The 19177-nt window shown below is 76.1% G+C and carries 2 protein-coding genes; both read left to right on the forward strand.

Translation table 11 applies throughout. From position 1 onward, the window contains the following. Window positions 1–538 precede the first annotated feature (538 nt). Window positions 539–15625, forward strand: coding sequence for an SDR family NAD(P)-dependent oxidoreductase (locus ACIQWR_RS20910; RefSeq protein WP_404011522.1), 15087 nt, complete (start codon window positions 539–541; stop codon window positions 15623–15625). Continuing rightward, window positions 15622–19158, forward strand: a complete 3537-nt coding sequence (locus ACIQWR_RS20915; RefSeq protein ID WP_404011524.1) for an amino acid adenylation domain-containing protein — start codon at window positions 15622–15624, stop codon at window positions 19156–19158. The genes ACIQWR_RS20910 and ACIQWR_RS20915 overlap by 4 nt, the downstream gene beginning before the upstream one ends. The last annotated feature ends 19 nt before the right edge of the window (window positions 19159–19177 follow it).

Below are 19177 nucleotides of genomic sequence, written 5' to 3' on the forward strand. Positions count from 1 at the left end.
GAAAGTCGTGGGGCGAAAGTCGGAAGGATTCGCTCCGGACAAAGCGGTCAGGGGAAGATCATTCTCTGATCGTTTTTCGTTGCACCCCGTCGATCACTCCTCTAGGCTCCAACTAGCCGAGTCCGATGTCGACTCGGTGCGGGTCCACCGACTAGGACCCGAAGCTACGGGGTGACGGAATCGGCATTCATGCCGACGGGCTTTTCGGGGGATCACAGTGAAGCTGTGCGGTATTTCGGCGGGGACAGGCCCCGACTTCTCTCTAGTGGCCTAGCCGCCAGGGACTTCTCCATAGGTGACACCATCGGCACCAGCCGGTAGGTGCTCTATGGTCATGCCTTTTGTCACGCAGGAGTTTCCTCCTGTCCATTGAGTCGGTTTCGCCCTGCCGGGCACCGGCAGAATTCAACGCCCATTGCCGACGCACATTGTCGGACCCACATGAAATGTGTGGGGATCATAGGGCCGTGCCGGAATTCATCATCAGCGGTTCGCCTGCCCCACTCCGGTCAGGCCAGCGAAAGGGAGAGTTGGGTCAGTGAGCAGCCCCGAGGGTCCGATGGTGAACGACACGGATGTCGCGATCATCGGCATGGCCGGGCGTTTCCCCGGCGCCGACGATCTCGATTCCTTCTGGCAACTGCTGAGCGAGGGCCGCGAGGGAGTCACCCGTTTCAGCCGCGAGGAACTCGCCGCCGCCGGAGTGCCCCGCCGCCTGCTGGACGACCCGGACTACGTCCCGGCCCACGGCGTGCTCCCCGACGTCGACCTCTTCGACACCGGCTACTTCGAATTCACCCCGGCGGAAGCCGAGTTCACCGACCCCCAGCACCGGATCCTGCTGACCGCCGGGCACGCCGCGCTGGAGCACGCGGGCTACGACCCCGCCCGCCACGACGGGCTGATCAGCGTCTATGCCGGCGCGGCCATCAACACGTACCTGCAACAGCAGGTCCTGCCCCACGTCGACCAGACCACCACCTCGAACCACTTCGCCGTGATGGTCGGCAACGACAAGGACTTCCTCGCCACCCGGCTGGCGTACAAGCTCGACCTCAAGGGCCCCGCCTACACCGTCCAGACGGCCTGCTCCACCTCTCTCGTCGCCATCCACCTGGCCTGCCAGGGCCTCATCAACGGCGAATGCGACATGGCACTGGCGGGCGGCGTCACCATCAAGCTCCCCCAGGAGAAGGGCTACCTCTACGAAGAGGGCGCGATCCTCTCCCAGGACGGGCACGTGCGCACCTTCGACGCCGACGCCAGCGGCACCGTCCTCGGCAACGGCGTCGGCGTCCTCGTCCTCAAGCTGCTCAGCGACGCCATCGCCGACCGCGACACCATCCACGCCGTCATCAAGGGCACCGCCACCAACAACGACGGCTCCGGCAAGGTCAGTTACGCCGCACCCGGCGCCGCCGGACAGAGCGCCGTCATCCGCGAGGCGCACGCCGTCTCGGGCGTCGACCCGCGGTCCATCAGCCACGTGGAAGCGCACGGCACCGCCACCCGGCTCGGCGACCCGGTCGAGGTCTCCGCCCTGACCAGGGCCTTCCGCGCCGGCACCACCGACACCGGCTTCTGCGCCATCGGCTCGGTCAAGTCCAACCTCGGCCACCTCGACGCGGCCGCCGGCGTCGCCGGCGTGATCAAGACCGCGCTGATGATGCGCCACCGGACCCTGGTGCCCACGCTGAACTACCGCACGCCCAACCCGGCCATCGACTTCGCGTCCGGCCCCTTCACGGTCACCACGGAGACCCGGCCCTGGACCGGCGACGGCCCGCTGCGCGCCGGGGTCAGCTCCTTCGGCATCGGCGGCACCAACGCCCACGCCGTGCTGCAGGAGGCCCCGTCCGTCACCACCGGCGCCCCCTCGCGCCCCGGCCAGGTCCTGGTCCTCTCCGCCCGCACCGCCACCGCGCTGCGCACCGCCGCCGACCGGCTCGCGGACCACCTCGACGGCGCCGGCGACACCGGCACGGACGGCCCCGGCGAGGAGCACACCGCCGCGGCCCTGCTCGCCGACACCGCCTACACCCTGGCCGTGGGCCGCCGCGCCCACGAGTTCCGCCTCGCCGTCCACGGCGCCGACCGCGCCGCCCTGGCCGAGGCCCTGCGCGCCGCCACCGCCCCGACCGGCCACGGCGCCACCGGGATCTCCTTCGCCTTCACCGAGCACGTCCCGGGCGCCGAGGCGCTCGCGGCCGAGTGGGCCGCCGCCGAACCCGCCTTCGCCGCACACCACGCCGCCGCCCTGGCCGCGGGCGCCGCCGAGCAGGGGGAGCGCGGGCAGGCCTTCGCCCTCCAGTACGCGCTCGGCCGGCTCTGGCTCGACTGGGGTGTGCGCCCCGACGCCGTCCACGGCGACGGCCTCGCGGCCCGCGTGGCCGCCTGCGTGACCGGCGCCGTAAACCTGGCCGACGGCGCCGCCCCGCAGGACGGGCCCGCGCCGCAGGCCCGTACCGCCAAGGCGGCGCGCGGCTCCGGCATCGCGCTGCGCAGCGCCCAGGAGGAGGTCCGCGGCCTCGTCCTCGGCGTCTCCGACGGCCCCTGGCAGGGCGTCGCCCGTGCCTGGCAGGCCGGGGCCGACATCGACTGGACGGCCTGGTTCGACGGGGAGGAGCGCGGCCGTGTGCCGCTGCCCACCTACCCCTTCGAGGGCCGCCGCTGCTGGATGACCGCTCCCGCGGTCGCCGCGGGGGCCGTCACGGACCACGAAGGCCGCGGCCCGCACCCGCTGCTGGACGAGAACGTCTCCACCCTGGACACCCTGGCCTGGCGCAGCTCCCGCTCCGGCGAGGAGTTCTACCTCGCGGACCACCGCGTCGCCGGTGCTCCCGTCATGCCGGCCGTGGGCCACCTGGAACTGGCCCGCGCCGCGGGCGAACTGGCCTTCGACGGCCCGGTGCGGCTGCGCGACGTCTCCTTCGAGCAGCTGCTCTCCTACGCCCAGGGCCCGCGGACCGCCCTGGTCTCGCTGTGGCAGGAGCAGGAGCAGGAGCAGGACGCGACGGCGTACGACGCGACGGACGCGGTCGACCCGGTCCGCTTCGAGATCGCCGAGGGCGACCGCGTCCACGCCGCGGGCACCGTCCTGCCCGGCGCGCCCGCCCCGACCGGCCCGTACGACCTCGCCGCGGCGGCGGACCGCTGCCCCGAGGCCGTCGCCCACCACGACTGCTACGCCCTGCTGCGCGAGCGCGGCCTCGACTACGGCCCCCGGATGCGGGCCCTGGCCGAGGTGGCCCTCGGCGACGGCGAGGCCCTCGCCATGCTCGAACTGCCCGAGGGCGCGGCCCTGGACGGCGCGCTCCTGAACCCGGCCCTGTTGGACGGCGCCCTGCACGCCCTCGTCGTGCTGCTCTCCCGTGCCTACGGCGACGCCGCCGACGGCTTCCTGCCGCTCGCCCTCGACGAACTGACCGTCCACGCGCCGGTCGACGGAGCCTGCTGGGCCCACGTCGAAGCGGGCCGCACCGGCGAGCGGTCCGCCGTCGCCGACCTGAGCCTGCTCGACTCCGACGGCCGGGTGCTGGCCCGCCTGGCCGGGCTCACCGTCCGCGTCCTGAAGGACGGCGCGAGCCCCGCCGAGCCCACCGCGGAGCTGCTGGTGCGCCACTGGGTCGACGCCCCCGCCGAACCGGCCGGGCACCGTCCCCGCACGGCCCTCGTCGTGGCCGACGACGAGGCCCGCCGCACCGAACTGGACGCCCTGCTGCGCTCCCTGGGCGCCGAAAGCGTCACCACCGGCGGCGCCCCGGACACGGCCGCGGACACCGCCCCGGACACCGTCGTCGTGGACGAGCCCACCGCCGGCCAGACCCTGGACCTGGTCCGCGAGCTGCTCCGCAGCCGGCCCGCGACCCCGGTCCGGGTCCTGCTGGTGCACCGCCACGAGCAGGCCGGGGCCCGCCCCGAGCGCGCCGCGCTGGCCGCCTTCGCCCGGACCGTGCGGGCCGAGAACCCGCTGCTCGCCGTGCAGGCCGTGGGCCTGGCCGCGGACGCGGACGAGGCCGCGGCGCTCGCCGCCGAACTCGCCGGCCCGGGCCGCGACGCCGAGGTGCTGCACACCGCCGGGGCCCGCCGCGTGCCCGCGTTCCGACCCGCCCCGGCCACCGAGCCGGTCTCCGTCCGTGACGGCGGCCACTACCTGGTCACCGGCGGCGCGGGCGGCCTCGGCCGGATCGTCGCCGACTGGCTGACCGGCAGCGCCGACTGCCGCGTGGTCCTCCTGGGCCGCAGCGAGGAGCCCGCCACCGCACCCGCCGACGAGCGCGTGACGTACCTGCGCGCCGACGTGTCCGACCCCGAGGAGCTCGCCGCCGGGCTGGCCCGGGCCCGTACGCTCCACGGCCCCTTCCACGGCGTCGTGCACGCCGCCGGAATCCTGCGCGACGGCTTCGCCCTCACCAAGTCCGCCGAGGACCTGGAGGCCGTACTGGCCCCCAAGGTGGCCGGGCTGCGCGCCCTGGAGGCCGCCACGGCCGAGGACCCGCTGGACTTCTTCGTCGCCTTCTCCTCCATCGCCGCGCACATCGGCTCCGCCGGACAGAGCGACTACGCCTACGCCAACGCCTACATGGAGGCCCACGCCGAGCGCGACGGCCGGACGACCGCGGTCGCCTGGCCCATGTGGGCCGAGGGCGGCATGCGCCAGAGCGCCGAGGCGGCGGCCGACATCGCCGCCGCCACCGGCTTCGCGGTCCTGCCCACCGCGGCGGGCCTGGACCTGCTGGAGCGGGCCCTCGCCGCCGCGGGCGCGGTGGTCGCCGGCTACGGGGACACCGCGCGGATCACCGCCGTGCTCGGTGCTCCGGCCGCCGCACCCGCCCCCGCCCCCGCCGCCGGAAACGGCGCCGCCGACGCGGAAGTCGACGGCGGCGGGCACGGCGAGGGCCCGGCCCCCCGCGCGGCCGCCCTGGCGATGCTGCGCGAGCTGATCGCGGCCGAGACCGGGCTGGTGGCCACCGAGGTCGCCGAGGACGCACCCTTCGACCGCTACGGCATCGACTCCCTGATGATCACCAAGCTCAACCGCGAGCTGGACCGTCGCATCCAGGGGCTGTCCAAGACCCTGTTCTTCGAGTACGCCACCCTCGGCGAGCTCGCCGACCACTTCGCCGAGCACCACCGGGCCGAACTGCTCGCCGCGCACGCCGGTCAGTCGGCCTCCGCCGCGGCCGTTGCGCCCCTGGCCGCCGCCACCGCGCCCGCCCGTACCCGCCCGGGCCGTACCTCCCGCACCGCCCGCCCGGCCGTCGCCGCGGACCGGCAGCCCACCGACGTGCACGACGCGAACGACGTGAACGACGCCGACGACGAGGCCATCGCCGTCATCGGCCTGGCCGGCCGCTACCCGATGGCGGACGGCCTCGACGAGTTCTGGACCAACCTGCTCGACGGCCGGGACTGCATCACCGAGATCCCCGAGGACCGCTGGGACCGCGACCGCTGGTACCACCCGGACCCGGCCAACCCCGGTACCGCGCACACCCGTTGGGGTGGATTCCTGCGCGACGTGGACCGCTTCGACCCGCTGTTCTTCGGCATCTCCCCGCGCCAGGCGGAGCTGATGGACCCGCAGGAGCGGCTCTTCCTCCAGAACTCCTGGCACGTCCTGGAGGACGCCGGCTACCGCCGCGCCGACCTGTCCGGCGCCCCCGTCGGGGTCTACGTCGGCGTGATGTACGGCGAGTACCAGTTCCACGGCGCCGTGGACGTGCTGCGCGGCGGCCGCCCGCTCACCGGTTCCTCCTTCGCGACCATCGCCAACCGGGTCAGCTACGCCCTGGGCCTCTCCGGCCCGAGCCTGGCGCTCGACACCATGTGCTCCTCCTCGCTCACCGCGATCCACCTGGCCTGCGAGAGCCTGCGCCGCGGCGAGAGCGAGCTGGCGATCGCCGGCGGCGTCAACGTCTCGGTCCACCCGTACAAGTACGCCTTCCTCAGCCAGGGCCGGTTCCCCTCCTCCGACGGCCGCTGCCGCGCCTTCGGCGCGGGCGGCGACGGCTACGTGCCCGGCGAGGGCGTCGGCGCCGTCCTCCTCAAGCCCTACCGCCGGGCCCTGGCCGACGGCGACCGCATCCACGGCGTCATCCTTGGCAGCGCCGTCAACCACGGCGGGAAGACCAACGGCTACACCGTGCCCAACCCCCGCGCCCAGCAGCGCGTCGTCACCGCCGCCCTGGCCCAGGCCGGGGTGGACCCGCGGGAGATCGGCTACGTCGAGGCGCACGGCACCGGAACCGCCCTCGGCGACCCGATCGAGCTGACCGGCCTCACCGCCGCCTACCGCGCGGCCGACGGGAGCGGAGCGGCCCCGGGCCACTGGCCGATCGGCTCGGTTAAGACCAACGTCGGGCACCTGGAGTCCGCCGCCGGCATGGCCGGACTCACCAAGGTGCTGCTCCAGTTCGCCCACGGCACGCGGGTGCCCTCGCTGCACGCCGACGAGCTCAACCCGAACATCGACTTCGACCGCTCCCCGTTCCGGGTCCAGCGCACCGCCGAAGCCTGGCCCGCCGGGGACCGCCCCCGGCTGGCCGGCCTCAGCTCCTTCGGCGCGGGCGGCGCCAACGCGCACCTCGTGCTGCGCGAGGCCCCCGAGCCCGCCCAGGCCGCCGCCGCGCCCGCGGCCGAGCAGAGCGTCGAGGAGCCCGTGCTCTTCCTGCTCTCCGCCCGCGACGAGGAGCGGCTGCGCGCCTACGCCGACACGGCCGCGCGGTTCCTCGAAGCCGAGCGGGTGCCGCTCGCCGACCTCTGCTTCACCACCCAGGTCGGCCGCGAGGCCATGGGGGTCCGCCTCGCGGTGCTCTCCACCGACGGCGCCGACATCGTCGCCGCCCTGCGCCGCTACGCCGCGGGCGGTTCGCTGCCCGAGACCATCGGCGCCACCGGGCCCGAGCAGGACGGCCCGCTCGCCGCGGCGGCCCTGCGCTGGCTCACCGGCGCCGAGGTGGACTGGGCCGCCGAGCACGCCGCACGGCCCGGTCCGGCCCCGCGCCGCACGGGCGCCCCGCTCTACCCCTTCGCCGACGAGCGCTACTGGATCCCGCTCGACCCCGACCAGGGCCAGGACCGGGACGCGCACCAGGCCCCTTCCGCCCTGCACCCGCTGGTCGACGCCAACGAGTCCACCGTGGCCGAGGCCAGGTTCCGCAAGACCCTGCGCGCCGCCGACGCCCTGCTGCGCGACCACGTGATCGAGGGACGCCCGCTCCTCGCGGGCGCCGCGACGCTGGAGTTCGTACGGACCGCCGCCGCGCTCGCCGAACCGGGCGTGCGGCACACCCTGCGCGAGGTCGTGTGGGGCCGGGCCGTCGAACTGCCCGGCGACGCCGCCGAACTGGCCCTGTACGCCGCCTTCCGGGCCGACGGGGACCGGCTGGCCTTCGAGGTCTTCTCCCTTACCGGGGACGCCCGCACCACCCACGTCCAGGGCATCGCCGCCCCCGCGGCCCCCGCCCTGCCCGGCGCCGCCGACCTCGACGCCCTGCGCGGCCGACTGGCCCCGGTGCGCGACCGGGAGGGCGCCTACGCCGACTACGCGGCCGCGGGATTCCACTACGGCCCGTCCTTCCAGGTCATCGACGAGGTCCGCACCGGACCGGGGGAGGCCCTGCTCCGGCTGAGCGCCGACCCCGCCGCGCACGGCACCGAACTGCCCCCGGCCCTGCTCGACGGAGCGCTGCGGGCCTGCCACTGGGCGGGCCGCACCGAGTCCCCGCGTCCCGGCGCCCTGGACGTTCCCTTCAGCCTCGGCGCGCTGGAGGCGCACGCCCCGCTGCCCGCCGTGTGCTTCGCGCACGCCCGCCTCATCGGCGAGAGCGCCGGCATCCGCCGCTTCGAGGTGAGCGTCCACGACGAGCAGGGCCGCGTACTGGCCCACGTACGGGACTTCGCGGGCCGCACCCCGTCGGCGGCGGCCACCTCTGCCGCCACCGCGGTACCGGCGGCCGCCCCCGACGACGACGCCACCGCCACCGCCACGGGCGAAGCCCGGTTCTACGAGCCGTACTGGCGCCCCGCCGCCGAACCCGCGGCGGCGGACCCCGCAGCACTGCCCGGCACCCTCGCCGTGCTGGGCGAGGACGCCGCCCTGGTGGACGCCCTGGCCGCGACCGGTGCCTGGCGCCGGGTGGTCGCGGTCCCCGAGCTCGGGGAGGCTCGTACGGACCGGCTCGCCGGTCTCGCCGACGAGCACGGCCTCGACCTCGCCCTGGTGCGGAACCCGGCCCAGCGGCCCGCGCCCGCCCCGGACTCCGCGGACGGCCCCGGTGCGGCCCCCGACGAGCTGGAAGGGCTCTGCTTCGAGGTGCTCGGCCTGCTGACCGCGACCGCTGCGGGCACGCTGCCCGGCCGCGTCCGCTGCCTGCTGGCCCACCCGCAGGACGCCGGTGCGGACCGCCCCGAACAGGCCGCCCTGGCCGGCTTCGCCCGGTCCACCGGCCCGCTCACCTCCCGCTTCGAACTGCTCACCCTGGGCCTGCCGCACGACCTGGACGCGGCCGGCCGGGCCGCCGCCGTCGCCGTCGAGCTGCGCGCCGCCCCGCGCGCCGCCGGCCTGGAGGTGCGCCGCACCACGACCGGCGGGCGCGAGGTGCGCGCCCTGCGGCAGGCCCCCGCCACCGCGACCACCACGAGCGCCCAGAGCACCGCGACGCCCCTGCGCGAGCACGGCGTCTACGTGATCACCGGCGGCAACGGCGCGATCGGCCGGCTGCTGGCCGAGCACCTCGCCCGTACCTGCCGGGCGAAGCTCGTGCTCGTCGGCCGCTCCGAGCCCGACGCCGGAGCCACCGCCTGGCAGCAGGGCCTCACGGACCTCGGCGCCGAGGTCCTGGCGCTGAGCGCCGACGTGGCCGACGCCGCCGCCCTCGCCGCCGCCCTCGCGACGGCCCGGGAGCGTTTCGGCGCCCCGCACGGGGTGTTCCACCTCGCGGGCGTCGCCGACGACGGCCGGGCCACCGACGGCGACCGCGACCGCTTCGCCCGGGTACTGGCCGCCAAGACCCGCGGCCTGGTCCACCTGGACCGGCTGACCCGGGACGACGCCCTCGACCTGTTCGTGGTCTTCTCCTCCGTCTCCTCCCTGGTCGGCGACTTCGGCGCGGCCAGCTACGCGACGGCGAATCGTTTCGCTGACCTCTACACCGTGCTCCGCGACTCCTGGGCCGCCCGGGGCGCGCGCCACGGCCGGAGCCTGTCCCTGGGCTGGCCGCTGTGGTCGGTCGGTGGGGTCGACGGCCTGGTCAACCCGGCCGAACTGGCCGCGTACACGCGGCGCAGCGGGATGCGGGCGCTCACGGCCGAGCAGGGCCTGGCGGCGTTCACCGGCGCCTTCGCCGTCCCGGCGCCGTGGCTGGTCCCGGCCTGGGGCGAGCCCGCGGTCCTGGACGCGGCCCTGGTGGAACCGGCCGGCGCGACGGGGACGGCCCACCAGCCCGCACCGCACGCCGCACCGCACACCGCCCCGCTGCCCGTCGCCGCGGTCGCCGACGTGCGCGCCCGCCTCGTGGAGCACCTGAGCGAGACCCTGTCCGGGGTGCTGGGGCTGCGTGCGGGCCGGCTCGACAGCCGCGTCCCGCTGGACGACTACGGGCTGGACTCGGTCCTGGTGATGGAGTCGAACAGGCTGCTCGGCAAGGACTTCCCGGGCCTGCGCGGCACGGTGTTCTTCGAGTGCCGCACGGTCGAGGAGCTGGCGGCGCACGTCCTGGCCGAGCACCCGGACGCGGTGGCGCGACTGTTCCCCGCCCCCGCCCCCGCCCCCGCCCCCGCCCCCGCCGTCGCGAATGCCCCGGCCACCGAGGTCGCCCCCGCCCCCGCCCCCGTGCGTTCCGCCGTGGCCCCGGCCCCGGCCCTCGAACCGGCGGCGGACGAGCCCATCGCCGTCATCGGCATCAGCGGGCGCTACCCGCAGGCCCGCGACCTGGACGAGTTCTGGCAGAACCTGGCCGACGGCCGGGACTGCGTGAGCGAGGTCCCCGCCGACCGCTGGGACGCCGACGCCCTCTTCGACGCGGACCCGGCCGCCCCGGGCCGCAGCTACAGCCGGTGGGGCGGCTTCCTGTCCGACGTCGCCTCCTTCGACTCGCTGTTCTTCCAGATCTCGCCGATGCAGGCCCGCACCATGGACCCGCAGGAGCGGCTGTTCCTGGAGACCGCCTGGTCGGCGCTGGAGGACGCGGGCTACCCGCCCGCGCGCCTGCCCGCCCCCCGCTTCGGCGGCCAGGGGCACGACGTCGGCGTGTTCGTCGGCGTGATGTGGAACGACTACGCGGTCCTCGCGGCCGCCGAGTCCGCGCGCGGCAACCACCAGGTGGTGCTGGCCAACCGCTCCTCGATCGCCAACCAGGTCTCCTACTTCGGGGACTTCCGCGGCCCGAGCGTGGTCGTGGACACCGCCTGCTCGGCCTCCCTGGTCGCCGTGCACCAGGCGTGCGAGAGCATCCGCCGGGGCGAAGTCGGCTACGCCGTCGCGGGCGGCGTCAACGTCGCCGTCCACCCGGACAAGTACGTCCACCTCAGCCGCAAGACGATGCTCGCCGCCGACGGCCGCTGCCGCGCCTTCGGCGCCGGGGGCAGCGGATACGTGCCCGGTGAGGGCGTCGGAGCGGTCGTGCTCAAGCGGCTGTCCGACGCGGTCCGCGACGGCGACACGGTGCACGCCGTGATCCGCTCGACCGCGGTCAACCACGGCGGCCGCACCAGCGGCTACACCGTCCCCAACCCGCACGCCCAGCAGGCCCTCGTGGAGCAGGCGCTCGCCGCGGCCGACGTCAGCGCCCGCACCATCGGCGTGCTGGAGGCGCACGGCACCGGCACCGCGCTCGGCGATCCGATCGAGCACACCGCACTGGCCCAGGCCTACGGCAAGCACACCGCCGACACCGGGTTCTGCGCGCTGGGTTCGGTGAAGTCGTCCATCGGCCACCTGGAGGGAGCGGCGGGCATCGCCGGTCTCACCAAGGCGGTGCTCCAGCTGCGCAACGCCACCCTGTTGCCCACGCTGCACGTCGAGGAGACCAACCCGGTGATCGACTTCGCCGGCTCCCCCTTCACCGTCCAGCGCGAGAGCGCCCCCTGGCCGCAGCCGCTGGCCGCGGACGGCAGCCCGCTGCCCCGACGGGCCGCCGTCAGCTCCTTCGGCGCGGGCGGTACCAACGCGCACGTCATCGTCGAGGAGTACCGGGCGCCCGAGCCCGCCCCGCAGGCCGTCGAGACGCCCGAACTGATCGTCCTGTCCGCCCGCGACGCGCAGCGCCTGACCGCCTACGCGGCCGAGCTGGGCAGCGCCCTGACCGCACGGGCCGCCCGCACCGACGGCGCCCCCGTCCGGCTCGCCGACATCGCCTACACCCTGCGGGTCGGCCGCGAACCGATGGCCGAGCGCCTGGCGTTCGTCGCCGCCGACCTCACCGACGCGGCCGAGCGGCTCACCGCCGTCGGACGCGGCGAACAGGGCCAGTGGTTGCACCGGGGACAGGTCCGCCCGCACCCGATGCTGGAGGGCCTGCTGGCGGGCCAGACCGGCGGCGAGGACTTCCTGTCCGCCCAGGTCCGCGCCGGCCAGGACGACATGATCGCCCGGCTGTGGGTGTCCGGCATCACCGTGGACTGGAACCTGGTCCACCGGCTCCGGCCCGCGACCCGGCGCACGGTGTCCCTGCCCACGTACCCCTTCGAGCGGGTACGCCACTGGATCGACCTCACCGGCTCCGCCACCGGCTCCGCCGCGAGCGCCGCCCCGACCGCGTCCGCCACCGCCCCGGCGGCCGCCGGGCCGCTGTGGCGCCGGACCCTGACGGCGGCGGCACCGGTGCTGCGCGACCACGTGGTGGACGGCCGTCCGGTCCTGCCGGGCGTCGGCCACCTCGACCTGGTCGCCGAGGCCGCGGACGGCGCCGTTGTCGGGCGGGCCTTCGCGGACGTCCGCTGGATCGCCCCGCTCGCCGTGACCGGCGACGAGGAGCGGGCCGCCGTCCGCTTCGACGCCGAGGGCTACCAGGTGCTCGGCGGCGACGACGCCCCGCGCTCGCGCGGCCGGCTCACCGAGGCCGCACCCGCCCCGGAGCCCCTGGACACCGAGGAACTGCGGGCCCGCATGGAGAGCGGCCCCGGACAGGACGCGTTCTACGCCCTGCTGCGGGGCCAGGGCCTGCCGTACGGCCCGTTCTACCGCCGCGTGGAGCAGGTGTGGACGGGCGGGGACGAGGTCCTCGGCCGGCTCGGCCGGACCGACGAGGACGGCGCCCACGCGCTGCACCCCGGCGTCCTGGACGCCGCCCTGCACACCTACGCCGCCCTGCTGGCGCGGCGCCGCGGGGCGCGGGCCCGGCCGATGCTGCCCTTCGCGGCCGACCGCGTCGACGTCTTCGGCCCGGTGCCGGACCACGGCTGGTCGTACGTGCGGGAAACCGGCGCCGACCGCTGCGACGTGTGGGTCCTGGACGCGGCGGGCGAGGTCCGGGTGCGCTTCACCGGCCTGACCTACCGCCAGGCGAAGGCGCCGACCGTCGTCGCCCACCGACCCGTCTGGATCCCCCGCGCGGCCGAGGAGGGCGCCGCGCCCGCCCGCAGCGTGCTGCTGGTCGGCAGCGCTCCGCACGCCGAACCGGCGGCCGGGATCGCCCGCGCCCACCAGGGCGCCGAACTGACCCGCCTGGAGATCGGCCCCGGCGGCCTGGCGGAGGCGGAGCTGGACCGGGTCCTGACCGGCCCGGGCGCACCCGACCTGGTCTACTTCCTGGGCACGGACACCGTGCCGGGCGCCCCGTTCGACGCCGCCGCGCTGCGCGACGCCAACGAGCGCGGACCGATCTCGCTGTACCGCCTGGTCCGCGCCCTGGACCGGCACGGTCTGCTCGAAGCCGAGCTCCGACTGAAGGTCGTCACCCACGACGTCCACCCGCTGGAGCCCGGGGACGACTCCGCCCCCTGGTCGGCCGGACTGGCCGGACTGGCGACCGTGGTCGCCAAGGAGTACCCGGCCCTGAAGGTCGCCCTCGTCGACGTCCGCGCCGCCGAGGCCGCCGACTCGGCCGCCCTGGTGGCCGCCGAACCGTTCCCCCCGCGCACCACCGCCGTCTCCCTGCGGGCCGGCGTACGACGGATCCGCGTCCTGGAGCAGGTCGAACTGCCGGCCACCACCGGCCGGTTCCGCACCGGCGGCGTGTACCTCGTCATCGGCGGCCTGGGCGCCGTCGGCCGGGACACCTGCCGGTACCTGGCCACGACCTACCGGGCCAAGCTCGTGGTCGTCGGCCGGTCCCCGCTCGACGCCGCGCGCCAGGAGGTCCTGGCCGGGCTGGAAGCGACCGGGGCCGAGGTCCGCTACCTGCCGCTCGACGCCACCGACCCGGCGGCGCTCGCCGAGGCCGTCGCCCTGGCCAAGCGCGAGTTCGGCGCCCTGCACGGCGTCGTCAACGCGGCGATGGTGCTGGTCAACCAGGTCGTACGGGAACTCCCCGAGGCCGAGCTGCGCGCGGCCCTGACCTCCAAGACCGACACCACCGTCAGCCTGCTGGAAGCGGTCCGCGGGGAGGCCCTGGACTTCGTGCTCTTCTACTCCTCCGGGGTCGCCTTCGAGGGCAACCACGGGCAGGCTGGCTACGCGGCCGGCTGCACCTTCGCCGACGCCTACGCCCTGCACGCCGCCCGCACCCTGCCCTTCCCGGTCCGGGTGCTCAACCTGGGCTACTGGAACGCGGGCGGGGACGCGGAGCGCGAGCGGGTGCTGCGGCGCTTCGAGGCCGCCGGGATCCGGCCGTTCACCGCGGAGCGCGGCATGGCCGTGGTCGAGCGGACCCTGGGCGCCGAACTGCCCCAGCTGCTCGCCCTCGACGCCGACCGGCACATCCTGGACAACCTGGGCGTGGTCGCGGACCGCACGCTGACCGTGCACCCCGCGGGCCCCGGTCCGGCCGCGGCGCCCGAGGTCCGCTTCGCCGCCGACCCCGCGCGCGACGGTGAACTGCGCTCCTACCAGCTCGCGGTGGCCGAGGCGGAGGAGCTCGCGCACCGCCTGCTCGCCGCCGCCCTGGACCGGGCCGGACTGTTCAAGCTCCTGGAGGGCCGGCCCGTACGGGCGTACGGCCCCGCCGAACTCGCCGACCTGCTGGGCGTGGTGCCCGAGCACGCCGACCTGTTCCGGGTCCAGCTCGACATCCTCGCCGCGACCGGATTCCTGTCCGCCACCGGTGACGGGACCGACGGCCCGCGCCCCGGGACCCGTTCGGCGGAGCCCGAGTCCGGCGTGGTCCGGGAACTGGACGCGCTGATCGCCCGGCACCCCGGCATCGCCCCCGTCGCCTCCCTGCTGCGGGACTGCCTCGCCGCGCTGCCCGAGGTCCTGACCGGCCGGCTCGGCGCGATGGAGGTGCTCTTCCCCGACGGATCGGCGGAGCGCGTGGCCGCCGTCTACCGGGGCGACCCGGTCACCGACCGGTGCAACACGGAGGTGGCCCGGCTCGTCGTGGCCCAGGTCGAGGCCCGGCGCGCGGCCGCGCCCGGAGCCACGGTCAGGGTGCTCGAAGTGGGCTCCGGCACCGGCGGCACCAGCGCCGCGGTGCTGGCCGCCCTGGCCCCGTACGCCGACGAGGTCGACTACGTCTTCACCGACGTCTCCCCGGCCTTCGTCCGCAAGGGCCGCACCCGCTTCGCCGCGGCCCACCCCTTCGCCCGGTTCGAGGTGTTGGACATCGAGGCCGGTCCCGGGGCGGGCCCGACCGGAGCGGGCATCGAGGCGGGCGCCTACGACGTGGTCTTCGGCACCAACGTCTTCCACGCCACCCGCGACCTCGCCCACACCCTCGCGCAGACCAAGCGGCTGCTGCGCGGCGGCGGCGTGCTGCTGCTCACCGAAGGCACCCGGCCCCAGCACCAGTTGGCGCTGATCTTCGGCCTGGCCACGGGCTGGTGGCTCTTCACCGACGCGGAGCAGCGGATGCCCGGCTCCCCGCTGGCCGCCGAGCGGCAGTGGCGCGACGTGCTCGGGGCCGGCGGATTCCACGGGATCAGCACGGGCTCGCCCTCGACCAGCGCCGGAACGGCCTTCCAGAGCGTGATCGCGGCGGTCAGCGACGGCCTGGTCCCGGCGCCCCGCCCGGTCGCCCGGCCGACCTCGGCGGCGCCGGCGGCGGCCCCTGCCCCGGCCGTGGTGAGCGCCCACGCCCACACCCCCACCCCGGCCCCGGCCCGTCCGGACGACGCGCTGGAAACGGTCACGGCGGTGTTCGCCCGGGTGCTGGAGATGGCCCCCGAACAGCTTGACCCCGACCTCACCTTCGAGAACTACGGAGTGGACTCACTGGTGGTGCTGGACCTGACCCGGGCCCTGGAGGCAGTCCACGGGCCGCAGCCGGCGACCCTGCTCTTCGAGCGGATCACCATCCGGCAGCTCGCCGAGCACTTCTCGCGCGACGCCGCGCCCGCGGCAGGGCCCGAGCCGGTACGGGCGGCCCCGGCCGCCGCTGCTCCCGCTTCCGTCCCCGTCCCCGCCCCGCCGGGCCCGGCCGACGGCGCCGAGACGCTCGTCGCGGGCCTGTCCGACACGGCCGTCGAAGAACTGCTGGCCGAACTGCTGGGCCGCGACGGCGGCTCCGAAGGAGGAAACCGATGACCGCCGTGCCCTTCAGCTGCGTGGTGGTCGGCGAGGAGGCCCTCCTCGTCGAGTGCACCAAGGTGCTGCTCGCCCGCGGGCACACGGTGGCAGCCGTGGTCAGCCCGTCGGAGCAGCTGCGCGCCTGGGCCGAGGGCGCCGACCTGACCGCCGTGCCGTTCGGCCCGGACCTCGTCGAGCGCCTCGCACCGCTCCGCTTCGACTACCTCTTCAGCATCGCCAACCTGCGGATGCTCCCCGACGAGGTACTGGCGCTGCCCGCCCGACTGCCCGTCAACTTCCACGACGGGCCGCTGCCCCGCCGCGCCGGCCTGTTCGCCACCAGTTGGGCCGTCCTGGAGGGGGACACCGACCACGGCGTCACCTGGCACGTGATGACCCGCGAGGCCGACACCGGCGACCTGCTGGCGCAGCGGGCCGTCCCGGTCGGTCCGCGGGCGACCGCCCACGACCTCGACGTGGCCTGCTACGACGCGGGCATCGAGTCCTTCACCGAGCTCGTCGACGAGCTCGCCGCGGGCACCGCCACCCGTACGCCGCAGGACCTCGCCCTGCGGACCTACCACGGCAAGTACGACGGCCCCCCGGGCGCCGGTGTCCTCGACTGGCGGCGCCCCGCCGCCGAGCTCGACGCGCTCGTCCGCGCCACCGACTTCGGCCGCCGCCCCAACGGTTTCGGCACCGCGCTGCTGGCGCTGGGCGACGACGACTTCGCCGCCGTCCGCACCCTGGAGCCCACCGGGCGGCCGTCCACCGCCGCACCCGGCACCGTCGTCGACTCCGGCCCCGACGGGCTCACCGTGGCCACCGCCGACCACGACGTGCGCCTGGCCGCCCTGACCACGCTCACCGGGGAGCCCGTCGACCCCGCGGCGCTCGCCGACGCGGCGGCCCGCGACCACGGGAGCCGGCTGCCGTTCCTGACATCGCGGCGGACCGCCGAACTGGCGGCGGAAGTCCGCCTCGCGCACCGCCAGGAGGGCCACTGGCTGCGCACCCTGGCCGCGCTCGAACCGCTGCTCGCGCCGCGGTTCGGCCCGCTGCCCGAGCGCCCCCGGTCCGCGGGCCCGGTCGCCCTGCCCCAGGCCCTGGTCTCCGGCGCCGCCCCGGCCCCGGAGCGGCTCGCCCTCGCCGCGGTGCTGGGCTTCCTCGCCCGGCTGGCCCGCGGCGGTGAGCGCGACGTGGCCCTGCCCGTGACGGCCCCCACCGCGCTGCTGGTGGCCGAGGTCCCGCTGCGCGCCCCCGCGGGGCTGCTCGACCGTACGCTGCCCGAACTCGCCGAGCTCGTGGGCGCCGAGGCGGCCGCGCTGGCCGCCCGTTCCCCGTACCGGCGCGACCTGCCGCTGCGCCACCCGGCCACGGCGGCGTCGCTGGGCGGCTTACCCGTCGCGGTCCTGCTCCCGGGCGCGGCCCAGGACGCTCCGGCGCCCGCCGAGCGCGCGCTGACCGTACGCGTCGACGCCGCCGGCACGGTCTCCTTCCACCGCGGCGCCGGGCTCACCGAGGGGCACGAGGGCTGGCTCGCCGAGCACTTCGCGCTCTTCCTGGCCGCCGCCGCCGAGAGCCCGACCCTCCCGCTGGCCGACCTGACGCTGCTCCGCCCCGAGGAGCGCGACCTCGTCCTCGACCAGTGGAACGACACCGCCGAGGAGTACCCGCGCGAGCGCACCCTCACCCGGCTCGTCTCCGACATCGCCTGCGCCGCGCCGGCCGCGCCCGCCGTACGGGACCGGGGCCACGAGCTCGGCTACGGCGAGCTGGAGGCCGCCACCGACGGGCTGGCCCGACGCCTGGCCGAGCTGGGCGCGGGACCGGGCTCCCGGGTCGGCGTCTACCTGGAGCGCGGCGCGCGGCTCCTGGTCTCCCTGCTGGCCGTGCTCAAGACCGGCGCGGCGTACGTACCCATCGACCCGATCTACCCCCCGGCCCGGATCGGCCACATGCTCGGCGACTGCGGGGCCCGGCTGGTCCTGACCGACGAGACCCTCGCCGACACCCTGTCCGGCTTCGAGGTCACCCCGGTCCTGGTCACCGAGCAGGACGCCCGGCCGGACCCGGCGGCGCCCGCCGCCGCGCCGCTGGACCGCTCGGACCCGGACGCGCCCGCCTACGTCATCTACACCTCCGGATCCACCGGGCTGCCCAAGGGCGTCCAGGTGGGCCACCGGGCACTGGTCAACTTCCTCTGGACGATGGCCCGGCGGCCCGGCTTCGGCTCCGGCGACTCGCTGCTCGCGCTCACCACGGTCTGCTTCGACATCGCCGCCCTGGAGCTCTACCTGCCCCTCGTGCGCGGCGGCACCGTGGAGGTGCTGTCCGCCGAGGTCGCCGCCGACGGCTTCGCCCTGCGCGAGCGGATCGAGACCGCCGCGCCCACCGTGCTCCAGGCGACGCCCACCACCTGGCAGATGCTCCTCACCGCCGGCTGGCCCGGCGACCCGGACCTGCGGGCGCTGTGCGGCGGCGAACCGCTGCCCGGCGAGCTGGCCGCCGAACTCGTGGGCCGCGTGGGCGCCCTGTACAACATGTACGGCCCCACCGAGACCACCATCTGGTCCACGGTCGACCGGGTGCTGCCGGGCGACGCCGTCACCATCGGCCGCCCCATCGGCAACACGCGCTGCCACGTGCTCGACGAGCGGGGCGTCCCCGTACCGCCCGGCATCCCCGGTGAGCTGTACCTGTCCGGCGACGGCGTCGCCGACGGCTACCTGGCGCGCCCCGAACTGACCGCCGAACGCTTCGTGGCCGCCCCCTTCGGCGCGGGCCGCGCCTACCGCACCGGCGACCTGGTGCGCCATCTGCCCGACGGGCGGCTGGAGTACCTGGAGCGCATCGACGGGCAGATCAAGCTCAACGGCTACCGGATCGAGCTCGGCGAGGTCGAGTCGGCCCTGCGCCGGATCGACGGGGTCACCGCGGCCGTGGCGCTGGTCCGCGAGGACCGGCCGGGGGAGCGCCGGATCGTGGGCTACGCCACCGGTCGTGCCCTGCCCGGGCCGGACGCGCTGCGCGCGGCCCTGCGCGGCGGCGCCCTGCCCGCCTACATGGTCCCGGCCGCGGTGGTGGTCCTGGAGGCCCTCCCGCTCACCCCGAACGGCAAGATCGACCGCAAGGCACTGCCCGCCCCGACGACCCCCGGCCCGATCGCCGGCGGCGGCGCGGCCGTCCGCAGCGGCCTGGAGGGACGGATCGCCGAGGTCTGGTGCGCGGTGCTGCGCCTGGACCGGGTCGGCGCCGAGGACAACTTCTTCGACCTGGGCGGCGATTCGCTCGGTCTCACCCGGGTGGTGGCCCTGCTCCGCGAGGGTCTGGGCCGGCCGGTCTCGCGCCTGGACATGTTCGGGCACCCGACCGTCCGGGCCATGGCCGCCCACCTCATCGCCGCCGACGCCGCGGCCGACGGCGCCCGCGACCCGGGCCGCGCCGCGGCCGCGCGGCCCGCCGCGACGGGGGCCGCCCCGCCGGCGCGGCGCGGGCGCGACACCGCCGCGCTGGCCGGGCGCCGCAATCGACGCGGAGGCCGGGCATGACCGGCGGCTCCGCACACCA

Source organism: Streptomyces sp. NPDC098789 (assembly GCF_044759975.1).
Lineage (GTDB): Bacteria > Actinomycetota > Actinomycetes > Streptomycetales > Streptomycetaceae > Streptomyces.

Coding starts and splice junctions, on each gene's coding strand:
- ACIQWR_RS20915 (WP_404011524.1), top strand. CDS start 15,622: ATGACCGCCGTGCCCTTCAGCTGCGTGGTGGTCGGCGAGGAGGCCCTC.